This window comes from Corynebacterium xerosis NBRC 16721 = ATCC 373, assembly GCF_001552415.1.
Taxonomy (GTDB): domain Bacteria; phylum Actinomycetota; class Actinomycetes; order Mycobacteriales; family Mycobacteriaceae; genus Corynebacterium; species Corynebacterium xerosis.
Genome location: NZ_BCRD01000002.1, coordinates 555,809 through 567,942, shown reverse-complemented (window position 1 = coordinate 567,942; position 12,134 = coordinate 555,809). Strand labels below are relative to the sequence as shown.

Below are 12,134 nucleotides of genomic sequence, written 5' to 3'. Positions count from 1 at the left end.
TTCGTTCGTGCGGTGTTCGCGATGGACGCTTTAGATGAACTTCTGCGACTTGAGGAACTCGGCCAGCTTCACGCCGGCGTCGCCCTCGTCGTTGATGCGCTCGCCCGCGGACTTCGGCGGCTTCGGGGTGGCGGCGGTGACGGAGGTCGCGGCGTTCTCCAGGCCGACCTGCTCGGCCTCGGCGGCGACGTCGGCCAGGGTCAGCTCGCGGACCGGCTTCTTCTTCGCGGCCATGATGCCCTTGAAGGAGGCGAAGCGCGGCTCGTTGGCCTTCTCGGTCACCGACACGATGGCCGGGAGGTTCGCCTTGAGCTGGTGGACGCCGTCCTCGGTCTCGCGCTCGCCGGTGACGGTCGAGCCGTCGATGGCGACGGAGCGCATGTGGGTGAGGACCGGCAGGCCGCGGTACACGCCGAGCACGGCGGGGACGGTGCCCGTGCCGCCGTCGGTGGAGGCGTTGCCCGTGATGATCACGTCGACGTCGCCGATGGCGTCGATGACGGTGGACAGGGCCCACGCGGTCTGCACGGCGTCGGAGCCGGCGAGCGCGTCGTCGGACAGGATCACGGCGTCGTCGGCGCCCATGGACAGGGCCTTGCGCAGGGCCTCCACGGCGCGCTCCGGGCCGATGGTGGCGACGGTGACGTTGCCGCCGTGCTCTTCCTTCAGCTTCAGGGCGGCCTCGACGGCGTTCTCGTTGATCTCGTCGAGCACGGCGTCGGCGCTCTCGCGGTCGAGCGTGAAGTCGTCGTCGGAGAGCTTGCGCTCGGACCAGGTGTCCGGGACCTGCTTGACCAGAACCACGATGTTCGGCATGTGTCTGTCGTCCTTACTGGTTGAGTGACTGTGTACGTGCTTTTCAGTTTGTCCGGCGCGGCCGTGCCGGGGTCTCGTTCACACCCGAAACGGTGTTCGCGTGACCTCGGCCCACTGCCGCGTCCTCTGTGTCGAAGGTAACAGAGTCAATGTCGAACTGTAGGTGATCCACGTAACAATGTCGATATTTTTTCGTTTCTAGTTGAGTTAGCCAGCATTAACGCAGGGTGGCAAAGGCGCATGTCGGGTGCCCCCGCACCTCATGCACCCGGTCCCCATTGCCTCTGCCGGCATACAAAAGCGGTCGCGCTCACCCCGATCCTTGTCACCACGACGCCCAGTGATGCGCCACCGCTGTTCCCGACCTTCCCACCCTTCCCGGCCTTCTTCCCGCCGCCGAGCTTCCACTGCCTGCGCAGCGCGTCGGGGTTGGCGTCGACGCCGCGCACCAGAATCTCGACGGCCGTGCACTCCCTCGCCGCCAGCGCCTGCCGCACCTTCTTCAGCGGCACCTGCTCCAGCACCTCGAATCCCGACGCCCCCGCCGGGATGGCATCGCCGGTCAGATGCGCGATCCGCTCGTCGAGCTGCCACAGCCCGTGCGCCGCCGCGTAGTGCCGCACCAGCCCGGCGCGCACCACCGCCCCATCCGGGTCGATGATGAAACGGCCGGGTTCGCCGACCCCGCAGTCGTCGGGCAGGCCGTCGTCGTAAAGCTCCCGCTTCACCTCGCCGCCCCGGGTCCGCAACACCTGCGCACTGCGCTTGACGACGCCCCCGTGTCCCGCAACCGACCCCGCCGCCAGTCCCGGCGTGTACAGGCAGGCCTCCTTCACGCCACCGTCCACGGAGGTGATGGCGGCTTCGCCCTCCCACTCCGAATAGTCGATGCCGGGCGCGCACTTGATGGCCATCTCGTGGGCGACACGTGAGGCGGGCCCGCGCCACGCGTCGATGAGGTCCGGCAACGGGGGCAGCAGATCCTCCGGGCGCGGGATGCGGCGGCCGCCGGCCCGGCGCGCAGGATCGGCGACGATGATCAACCCCTCGCTGACCGGGGACAGCGCATCGGCGACGGCGATGTGGGCCCCCGGCGCGTTGTGGCGGGCCATCAGCGCGCGGGCGGGATCGAGGTCCGTGCCCAGCACCGGGAAATCCCCGCCCGCCAGCGCCGCGATCTCCGCCCCGATGGAACAGGTCACGTCATGGACGCCCGGCGCGACGCCATCGCCCACCGCAGCCGCCAGCCGCTGCGCACGGGCGGCGGCGACCACCTGATGCGTCGCCTGCTGGGCCGAATCGGAGTCGAGCAGCCAGCCTTCCGGAAGCTTGCCCGCCACCGAGCGCCGGGCGCGTTCCAGCTCGACGACCGCCCGGGCCATCTCCCCCGCCGAGGCCTTCAGGTGGGCCAGGTCCGAAAGGAGGGTGGCGTCGGAAAGCTCGAGGCCGGATGCCGCCGCGGCCAGATCGGGGTCGGCCAGCAGCGCCCTGACCTCGTCGGGCGACAGGCTCACGCCCGCCCCCGCGCCGCCGCGTCCCCGCGCAGGTGTCCCAGGTGCGTGGCGACGGCGAAGAACTCGTCCATGAACGGGTCCCCGAAGAAGTCGCTGGTGGTGCGGCCCACCGGAGCGTCGTCGGCGTCGGCCGCCGCGAGGACTTCGGCGACCGTGTCATACGGCAGCAGGCGCTTGATCTGCGCCCACGTCGGCGGCATCAGGCCCACCTTGCGGTCGCGCCACCCGTCCATGAGCACCGTCGGACGGAACCAGCCCGTCGACGCCGCCTCCGACGTGTCGCCGTCGGCGATCTGCCCCTCCGGCTGGGCGGCGAGGAAGAAGAAGGTGTCGAAGCGCGTCGGGAACTTCTCCGGGGTCACCCAATTGCTCCACGGGCGCAGCAGATCGGAACGCAGCCCCAGGTTCTCGGCCGCCATGAAGTCGGAGAAGGCGAGCTCGTGGGATTCCATGGCCTTGCGCTGCGCGTGGAACCGGCCGGAATCCGCGACCGTCTCTCCCGTCGCGTCGGTGGCCAGCAGCGTGCCGGTCTCCTCGAACGTCTCGCGCACCGCCGCGCACACCAGCGCCCGTGCCGTCGCCGGCGCGACGTTGAACCGGTCGGCCCACCACTGCGGATCATGGCCGGACCAATTCAGGCGCGGACTGTCGTGGCCGTCGCCGTCGACGTCGCCCGGAAAGTCGCGGGCATCGACGCCGCCGCCCGGGAAGACCGTCATGTTGGCGGCGAACTTCATGGTGCTCACGCGCTCCTGCACGTACAGCTCGATGCCGTGCACCGAATCGCGCACCAGCAGCACCGTCGACGCCAGCCGCGGCGTCGCCGGGGCGGGGGCGTCGCCCGCGGCTCCGTCGGCACTGCCTCCCGGGACCTGCCCGTTGCCGTTGCCGTTCATCTCGTTCCGGGCCATCCGGTCACTTCCCCTTCCGGTGCGCGCCGGCGGCGCGGGCGCGGCGGGCGAAGAAACGGCCGTCGATGCGGTCGACGGCGATGGACTGGTGGAACGCGGCCGACAGATTCTCGCTGGTGAGCACATCGTCGATCAGTCCCTGCGCGACCACCCCGCCGTCGTCGAGAAGCATCGCGTGCGTGAAACCGAAGGGGATCTCTTCGACGTGGTGGGTGATCATGACGATCGCCGGGGCATCCGGGTCCAGGGCCAACTGGCCGAGGTAACCCACCAGGTCCTCGCGGCCACCGAGATCGAGGCCGGCGCCCGGCTCGTCGAGGAGCAGCAGCTCGGGGTTGACCATCAGGGCGCGCGAAATGAGCACGCGCTTGCGCTCCCCCTCCGACAACGTCCCCCAGGTGCGGTCGGCGAGGTGCTCGGCGCCCATGCGCTCCAGGATCTCCGCGGCCTGATCGAAGTCCATTTCCTCGTAGGTCTCGCGCCACCGTCCCAACACCGAATACGACGCCGAGATGACCAGGTCCGCGACCTTTTCGTCATCGGGGATGCGGTGCGCCAGCGCCGAGGAGGTCAGGCCGATCATCGTGCGCAGATCGCGCATGTCCGTGCGGCCCAGCCGCTCGCCCATCACCAACGCCACGCCCGACGACGGGTACTCCTCCGCCGCCGCGATGCGCATCAGCGACGTCTTGCCCGCGCCATTGGGCCCGAGGACCACCCAGCGCTCGTCCAGCTCGACCTGCCAGTCCAACGGCCCGACCAACGTCCGGCCACCGCGCTTGAGCGAGACCCCGCGGAAGTCCAGCAGAAGATCTTCGTCGTAGTCGTCGTCGTTGAAATCAGAGTCAAAGTCAGCCACGTCACCATCGTGCCCCACTTCACCGCCCGGTGCCCCTGCTTCTCCCCCGGCGTGGCGTGGCGGGACGGGCGACCTCGGCTAACGGCGTACGGTCGCAGGACGGTGCGCCCGACGGGCGCCCGCCGTTCCCCGAATGGGGCGGCCCATCATTTCGTCCCCTGTGGGAAACCGGGTACTCCACTACTCTTGTGGGGTGCCCGGGGCGACCGCAGGGTCACGCCGGGAACGGCTGCAGGAACAAACGATCAAAAGCGTCGGACTCGGCGCGAAGGAGACTCGAAGGTGACCGGACGACTCGGAATCGACGATGTACGACCCCAGGTGGACGGCGGTGCGACCCCGTCCAAGGCGGTGGCCGGCGAAGTCGTCCCCGTCTTCGCGGTCGTCTGGCGCGAGGGCCACGATGCGCTCAACGCGACTCTGAACGTCAAGGGCCCGAAGGAGTCTTCTTTCGCCGCCCGCACCCAGCGCATCCCCATGCGCGTCAGCGACCACGACCCGAACCAGGTCAACGCCACGTTCGTGCCGGATGCCCCGGGCCTGTGGACCTTCCGCGTCGACGCGTGGTCCGATCCGATGGCCACCTGGCGCAATGCGGTGACCAAGAAGATCGAGGCCGGGCAGACCGACGAGGAGCTGGCCAACGACCTGGAGATCGGCGCCCGCCTGTTCGACCGCGCCGCAGCCGGCGCCGCCACCGTGTACCGCTCGCACCTGCGCGGCGTGGCCCAGTCGCTGCGCTCCGACGCCGAGCTGCGCGCCCGCGTCTCCCCGGCCCTGTCGGACGAGACCCGCGGCATCCTCGAGCTGCACCCGCTGCGCGAGCTGCTGACCCGCGGCAAGACCCGCAAGGTCCTCGTCGACCGCCGCAGCGCCCTGTTCGGCTCGTGGTACGAGTTCTTCCCGCGTTCCAACGGCGGTTTCGACGAGGACGGTAATCTGCTCCACGGCACGTTCCGTTCCTCCATCCCGCAGCTCGACCGCGCCGCCCGCATGGGCTTCGACGTCGTGTACCTGCCCCCGATCCACCCGATCGGCGAGATCAACCGCAAGGGCCGCAACAACACCCTGACCCCGGAGCCGGGCGACGTGGGGTCCCCGTGGGCCATCGGCTCCGCCGCCGGCGGGCACGACGCCTTCGAGCCGGCTCTGGGCGGCGACGACGAGTTCGCGGAATTCGTCGAGGCGGCCAAGGAGCGCAACCTGGAGGTAGCCCTCGACCTCGCGCTGCAGTGCGCCCCCGACCATCCGTGGGCCGAGGCCCACCCGGATTGGTTCACCGTCCTGCCCGACGGCACCATTGCCTACGCCGAGAACCCGCCGAAGAAGTACCAGGACATCTACCCCCTGAACTTCGACAACGATCCGAAGGGCCTCTACGAGGAGGTCCTGCGCGTCGTGCGCTTCTGGGTCAAGCGCGGCGTCAAGGTCTTCCGCGTCGACAACCCGCACACCAAGCCGGGCAACTTCTGGGAGTGGCTGATCGACACGGTCCACCAGTCCAACCCGGAGGTCATCTTCCTGGCCGAGGCGTTCACCGCCCCGGCCCGCCTGTACGGCCTGGCCAAGGCCGGCTTCACGCAGTCCTACATCTACTTCCCGTGGAAGACCACGAAGAAGGAGCTGACGGAGTTCGGCGAGGAGATCGTCCGCCACACCGACATCGCCCGCCCGTCGCTGTGGGTCAACACCCCGGACATCCTCCACGAGTTCCTGGTCAAGGGCGGCCGCGGGGCTTTCGCCATCCGCGCGGCCCTGGCCTCGACCATGTCCCCGCTGTGGGGCATGTACTCCGGCTACGAGCTCTACGAGAACGTGCCGGTGAAGGAAGGCTCGGAGGAGTACCTGGACAGCGAGAAGTACCAGCTGCGCCACCGCGACTACGACGCCGCGCTGGAGTCGGGCGATTCGCTCGAGCCGTTCATCACGCTGCTCAACACCATCCGCCGCGAGCATCCGGCGCTGCAGCAGCTGCGCACCCTGCGCTTCCACGACATCGGCAACGACAATCTGCTGGCGTACTCGAAGATCGACCCGCTGACCGGCGACGCCGTGCTCGTGGTGGTCAACCTCGATCCGTGGAACGCCCAGGAGGGCATCCTCGACATCGACATGAACTCCATCGGCCGCCGCAGCACCGATCGCATGGACGTCCAGGACCTGATCACCGGCCAGCGCTTCAATTGGGGCAAGGAGAACTTCGTCCGCCTCGAGCCGTGGGCCAACGTCGCCCACATCATCCAGCTTCCGGACGTGCCCGAGGGCACCCGCCGCAAGCTGGCCTGGCGCGACGTCCCGGACTACGAGGGCTGACGCCCCACCGGCCCCACCCGGGGTCAATCCGGTACGGGACCCGCTTTCCGCGCATACGCTGGAGGCGGGTCCCCGGATGCCCGGCCGACGCCACGGCGCCGCCGCCCCCACATCAGATCGACCCGATTTCTGACGCACAACCCGGTATTCACCTGGAAGGACCGCCATGAGCGCCCCCACCGATCCGCGCCTGACCATCCCGTCCGGAGACATGGATCGTCTCCGCAGCTGCACGCACCACGATCCCCATTCGTTCTACGGTGCGCATCTGATCGACGGCGACACCGTCATCCGCGCCCGCATCTTCGGTGCGACCGCGGTGACCGTGACGTCCACCCGCGGTGATTTCGAGGCCGAGCCAGTGGGCGATGACGTCTATGCGGCGCTGGTCCCGGGCGACCTGGACTTCGATTACCGGCTGCGCATCACGTGGGCCGACGGTTCGGTCGAGGAGCGCGCCGACGGTTACCGCTTCCTGCCGACCGTCCGCGAGGGCGATCTGCACCTGATCGGCGAGGGCCGCCACGAGCGCCTGTGGGAGGCCCTCGGCGCCCACCCGCGGACGTACGAGACCGAGCTGGGCGAGGTTTCCGGCGTGTCCTTCTCAGTGTGGGCGCCCAACGCCAAGGGAGTCGCGGTCATCGGCGGTTTCTGCATGTGGAACGGGGCGCAGTACCCGATGCGCTCCATGGGCGGCACGGGAGTGTGGGAGGTCTTCATCCCGAACGTGGCGCCGGGCGACGTCTACAAGTTCGCCATCACCACCCCGGAGGGCCACCGCCGCGACAAGGCCGACCCGATGGCCTACGCCACCGAGGTCCCGCCGGCCACCGGTTCCATCGTCGCCGAGTCGGACTACCAGTGGCGCGACGAGGAGTGGATGGCCAAGCGCGTCACCACCGACTGGCAGGCGCAGCCGATGAGCATCTACGAGGTCCACTTGGGCTCGTGGAAGCAGGGCCTGTCCTACGAGGTCATGGCCGAACAGCTGGTGCGCTACGTCGTGGACATGGGCTACACCCACGTCGAGTTCATGCCCGTCGCGGAGCACCCGTTCTCCGGTTCCTGGGGTTACCAGGTCACGTCCTACTACGCGCCGACCAGCCGTTTCGGTTCGCCGGATCAGCTGCGCGCGCTCATCGACGCGTTCCACGCCGCCGGCATCGGCGTCATCGTGGACTGGGTGCCGGGCCACTTCCCCAAGGACGACTGGGCGCTGGCGCGTTTCGACGGCACGGCGTGCTACGAGCACCCGGACTGGCGCCGCGGCGAGCAGAAGGACTGGGGCACCTACGTCTTCGACTTCGGCCGCAACGAGGTCCGCAACTTCCTGTACGCCAACGCCCTGTACTGGGCCGAGGAGTTCCACATCGACGGCCTGCGCGTCGACGCCGTCGCCTCGATGCTCTACCTGGACTATTCCCGCGAGGAGGGCGAGTGGCTGCCGAACCAGTACGGCGGCCGCGAGAACCTCGACGCGATGCAGTTCCTGCAGGAGTTCAACGCCACGGTGCACAAGCACCACCCGGGCTTCCTCACCATCGCCGAGGAGTCCACGTCATGGCCGGGCGTCACCGCCGCGACGCAGGACGGCGGCCTGGGCTTCAACATGAAGTGGAACATGGGCTGGATGAACGACACCCTGGAGTACTTCGCCAAGGATCCGATCCACCGCGCGTACCACCATCACGAGGTCACCTTCGCGATGGTCTACGCCTACTCCGAGAAGTTCATCCTCCCGTTCAGCCACGACGAGGTCGTCCACGGCAAGGGTTCCCTGTGGGAGCGCATGCCGGGCGACGACTGGAACAAGGCCGCGGGTCTGCGCACCCTGTTGGCCTTCATGTGGGGCCACCCGGGCAAGCAGCTGCTGTTCCAGGGCCAGGATCTGGGCCAGAACCGCGAGTGGAACCACGACGAGTCGATCGCGTGGGACAACCTCGAGGGGTGGGGCGGCGAGTACCATCGCGGCATCCAGCTGCTGGTCAAGGACCTCAATGCGGTCTACCGCGAGACCGACGCCCTGTACTCGCGCGACGATCGCCCGGAGGGCTTCGCGTGGATCAACGCGGACGACTCGAACAACAGCGTGCTGTCCTTCGTCCGCTACGGCGACGACGGTTCGGCGCTGGCGTGCGTGTTCAACCTGTCGGGCGCGACCCAGGAGCGTTACCGCATCGGCGTGCCCCGCGCGGGCGCGTGGGCCGAGGTGCTCAACAGCAACGACGAGCGTTACGCAGGTTCGGGCTACGGCCTCAACGGGACGCTGCAGTCGGAGCCGCAGGGCTGGAACGGCCAGGAGCAGTCGATCGAGTTGACCCTGCCGGCGAACACCGCGATCTGGTTCCGCCACGAGGGCTGATCCGGCCCCGCACGGAGATGACGCCATGAACGGCTGAACCGGCCGACCCGATCACGGGTCGGCCGGTTCCTTCGTTTCCGGGTGCGGGCCCGCCGGGGGACGGGGCGTCCCTAGAGGGCGCGGTAGGGGTTGAACCAATCGGGGTCGAGGGTCTCGTCGTAAAGCGGGGCACCCGATCCGTCGGTGACGCCGGTGCCATCGGCCGCCGCGATCTCATATTCGCTGGCGCCGTCGCCGAGCCTGTCGGCGACGCCATCGCCGTCCCCGTCAGCGCTCCACGTGGCGGCGTCCTCGGGGCTCAGCGGCTTGCCGCCGTCGAGGCGGTTGTAGTCCGGCAGCAACGTAGCGATGCGGCCGCCGAGCCGGCCGAGCAGGGCGTCGGTGAGCTCGTTCATCGGGGTGCCGAAGCGGGTGGTGATGCCGAAGGCGATGGGCCCGGCGCCGGTGTAGAGGATGCCGTGGTCGTTGGTGCCCTCGCCGGTGTCGCCGGTCTTCTGCACCGCATTGCCGGCGTACATGGCGAACTTCTGCGCGCCGCCGTACGTCAGGTAGGTCAGGGCCGTGCGGGCGGTCTCGCCATCTATGAAATCGGCGTCGCCGTCGCCATCGGCCGCCTCGTGGATCTTCGACATGAACAGCGCCGACTGGGTCGGGGAAATCCACGACCGGTCCCCGGACGGGTTGGGGATGTTCATCTTGTTGCCCAGGTGGTAGCGCTCCCCGTCCACCCCGGCATCCTCGATCACTTCGTTGACCGCGTCGAACCCGCCCACGGCGTCGATGAGGCCGTTGGCGGCGGTGTTGTCGGAGTAGGCCATCACGTACCGCAGCAGGGTGTCGACGGTGTAGTCGCCGGCGCCGATGACGCTGCCGCCCACGGCGTCCTCCCAGTCGACGGTGACGACCTCGTCGAGGTCATCGCCGAAGGTGTTCAGCGCGGTCACGACCAGCGGCGCCTTGATGGTCGACGCGGAGTACTGCTCCTCGTCGCCGCCGACCGACGCCGTCAGCCCCCGGTAGGGGCCGTCGATGACCCGCAGATAGGCGGCCAACTCGATGCCGTAGAGGTCAGAGAACTCCTCCATCGCCTCGTCGAGGACGTTCTGCGCGTCGGTCCACTCGACTTCCTCCGACGTGTCCCAACCATCGACCACGGGGGCGACGGCCGGCTCGGACGCTTCGTCCGCGGCGTCGGTCGTGCCCGGGATCGTGCACCCGGCCAGAAGCGCCGTCGCCGACATCGCGGCCAGCATGAGGCCGGGCGTCTTCCGCGCCATCGCCGTTCGCGCTCGCATGATCATCTCCCGAGTACCGTCCCCCGGTGGCTCCCCGGATCGGGGCCGCCGCACCTGGGCCGCAAAAAGACGCCCGACCGAATTCGAGGGTCGGGCGCCGGCGTTTCATCACCGTGAATCGCAGGAAGAGTAACACCGGGGCGGCCCCGGGGACGCTTCGCCACGGTTGAACGGGCGCCCCCCGGTGCGAGGGTGTCAATATCGTGGGGACCGCATCGCGGGGATCCGCATGGAGGACGCCCCCGTCGAGCCGACGCACCGGAGGGGAGGGCCCATGGAGGAGAGGATCAGCCGGTTGATGGACCGGATGAAGTCCCGCCACGAGTCCATGCGCCGGCGCTGGTACGGCCCCTTCCTCTCCCCCGTCCTGCTCGTTCTGGGCTTTTGCCTGCTCATCGTGGGCATCGTCATCTTGCCGACGCCCGCCCCCGGCTGGCTGCTCATCTTCATCTCGCTGGGCCTGCTGTCGCTGGTGCATCCGCCCATGCGCCGGTTCAACGTGCGTTTGGCCCGGCTTTACGACGCTTCGGAGGCATGGTTCCGCGACCGCCACTGGTCCACGCAGGTGGCGTTGGGCGCCGCCCTGACCATTTCGGTGGCGGCGATCATGGCCACGGTCTGGTATCTCATGGCCCCCGGCGATTGGCCGTACACGCGGCAGGCGGCGTGACCCGGGCCCTCCCCGCCGCTAGAACAGCGCGCTGGCCATCCGGCGGCGGGCGTCGAGCGCGACGGGATCGGCGGCGTCGAAAAGCTGCAGCAGGTCGAGCAGGCGATCCTTGATGGCCGCGCGGTCGTCGCCGAACACCGTCGGCAGCAGCACCAGCAGGCGCTCCAGCGACAGCGCCGGGTCGCCGACGAGCATTTCCACGTCGGCGGCCTCGAGGGCCAGGCCGACGTTCTTCGGGTCGGCGTCGGCGCGGGCGATGGGATCGGAGGCGCGGTCGATCTTCTGGGCGCGCGCCAGGAACACGACGTTGGTGCGCGCGGCCTTCAGCTCGGCGTTGGCGGGCTCGGACTTGAGGATCTCGTCGTAGACGGCCACCGCGCCCTCGAAGTCGCCCTCGTTGAGCTTCTCCTCCGCCTGCGCCAGGCGCGGATCGTCGGTCGGGGGCTTGAGGCCGGCGTCGGGCTCCGGGCCCTCCTCCCCCTCGCCCATCATGCGGGTCCCCGCCGGCAACCCCTTCAGGCGGCCGCGGGTGGCGTCCATGACGGCCTCGATCCACTGGTCCATGTAGTCGCGGGTCTGCTCGCCGACGAACTGGCCGATCGGCTGGCCCATGGCGACGGCCACGACGGTCGGCAGCGCCTGCACGCCGAAGGCGCGGGCGACGTCCATCTGGGCGGCGGCGTCGACCCACGCCGCGATCCAGTTGAGGTTGGCTTCGCGCGCCATCTCGTCGAGAAGCAGTCGCATGCGCACCGAATCCGGCGACGACGGGTTGCCGATGAGCACGACGACGGGCACCTGCTCGGAGCGGATGACCACCTCGGGGTCGAAGTTCTCGGCGGTGACGTCGACGAGCGGCGGCAAGCCCTCGCCCTGGTCGGAGATGCGGCGCTCCACTTCGGCACGGGCGTCGGCCTCGCGCTTGATGGCCTCCAGGTCGACGGTGCCGGGCGGCGGCGGGGGCGTCGAGCACTCGCGGTGGCCGGCGTGCGAGTGGGAGTGGCCGTGGGAATGTCCGTGGGCGTGCGTCATGGGCCCGGATCCTACTCGGCGAGCCGGCGCTCGACGGCATCGACCTTCGCCGCCAGCTGCCCCGTGTAGCCGGGCCGGATGTCGGCCTTGAGCACCAGCGACGTGCGCGGCGCGACGGAGGACACGGCCTGGGTGGCGCGCTTGACCACGTCCATGACCTCGTCCCATTCGCCCTCGATCAGGGTGAACATGGAGTTGGTTTCGTTGGGCAGGCCGGACTCGCGGACGACGCGGACGGCCTCGGCGACGGCGGCGGACATGCCCTCATCGGGGTCCGCGGAGGCGGGGGCGACGGAAAAGGCGACGATCATGGCCCCAGGGTAACCCCGGCCCCGGAACGGGCGCGGCAAACGCCGTATCCT

Annotated in this window: 10 protein-coding genes; 3 read left to right on the top strand and 7 right to left on the bottom strand. The window is 69.4% G+C overall.

Going from position 1 to position 12,134, the window contains the following annotated elements; genetic code table 11:
• Positions 1 to 30 precede the first annotated feature (30 nt).
• The 4 genes from CX1_RS05375 to CX1_RS05360 form a co-directional block, all read right to left on the bottom strand.
• Entirely contained in the window at positions 31 to 816 is a 786-nt protein-coding gene (locus CX1_RS05375) for an electron transfer flavoprotein subunit beta/FixA family protein (protein WP_046651085.1), read from the bottom strand.
• Between the two features lie 260 nt (positions 817 to 1,076).
• Complete coding sequence (locus tag CX1_RS05370) at positions 1,077 to 2,330, bottom strand: THUMP-like domain-containing protein (protein WP_060925363.1); 1,254 nt, start codon at positions 2,328 to 2,330, stop codon at positions 1,077 to 1,079.
• A complete protein-coding gene (locus tag CX1_RS05365) occupies positions 2,327 to 3,241 on the bottom strand; it encodes an NUDIX hydrolase (RefSeq protein ID WP_244465524.1) in 915 nt (304 codons plus the stop codon). Before CX1_RS05365 ends, CX1_RS05370 begins: the two co-directional genes overlap by 4 nt.
• A 4-nt stretch (positions 3,242 to 3,245) precedes the next feature.
• Positions 3,246 to 4,100 carry an ABC transporter ATP-binding protein gene (locus tag CX1_RS05360; protein ID WP_060925362.1) on the bottom strand — a complete coding sequence of 285 codons (855 nt, stop codon included), beginning with the start codon at positions 4,098 to 4,100 and terminating at the stop codon, positions 3,246 to 3,248.
• A gap of 282 nt (positions 4,101 to 4,382) precedes the next feature.
• On the opposite strand from CX1_RS05360, the gene CX1_RS05355 reads away from it, so the two are divergent.
• Complete coding sequence (locus CX1_RS05355) at positions 4,383 to 6,413, top strand: alpha-1,4-glucan--maltose-1-phosphate maltosyltransferase (RefSeq protein WP_046651457.1); 2,031 nt, start codon at positions 4,383 to 4,385, stop codon at positions 6,411 to 6,413.
• Between the two features lie 166 nt (positions 6,414 to 6,579).
• Entirely contained in the window at positions 6,580 to 8,775 is a 2,196-nt protein-coding gene (glgB, locus tag CX1_RS05350) for a 1,4-alpha-glucan branching protein GlgB (RefSeq protein WP_046651456.1), read from the top strand.
• A 110-nt stretch (positions 8,776 to 8,885) separates the two neighbouring features.
• Here glgB and CX1_RS05345 read toward each other — a convergent pair whose 3' ends face one another.
• Positions 8,886 to 10,070 (bottom strand): serine hydrolase, encoded by a 1,185-nt coding sequence (locus tag CX1_RS05345; protein WP_046651478.1) that lies wholly within the window; start codon positions 10,068 to 10,070, stop codon positions 8,886 to 8,888.
• 229 nt (positions 10,071 to 10,299) lie between these two features.
• Between CX1_RS05345 and CX1_RS05340 the strand changes: the two genes are divergently transcribed.
• Positions 10,300 to 10,740 (top strand): TIGR02611 family protein, encoded by a 441-nt coding sequence (locus CX1_RS05340; protein ID WP_244465573.1) that lies wholly within the window; start codon positions 10,300 to 10,302, stop codon positions 10,738 to 10,740.
• Positions 10,741 to 10,758: 18 nt separating this feature from the next.
• Here CX1_RS05340 and CX1_RS05335 read toward each other — a convergent pair whose 3' ends face one another.
• Together CX1_RS05335 and CX1_RS05330 are read right to left on the bottom strand one after the other, a co-directional pair.
• Entirely contained in the window at positions 10,759 to 11,772 is a 1,014-nt protein-coding gene (locus tag CX1_RS05335; protein WP_052753356.1) for a tetratricopeptide repeat protein, read from the bottom strand.
• Positions 11,773 to 11,783: 11 nt separating this feature from the next.
• Positions 11,784 to 12,083, bottom strand: a complete 300-nt coding sequence (locus CX1_RS05330; RefSeq protein ID WP_046651454.1) for a thiamine-binding protein — start codon at positions 12,081 to 12,083, stop codon at positions 11,784 to 11,786.
• Between the last annotated feature and the right edge of the window lie 51 nt (positions 12,084 to 12,134).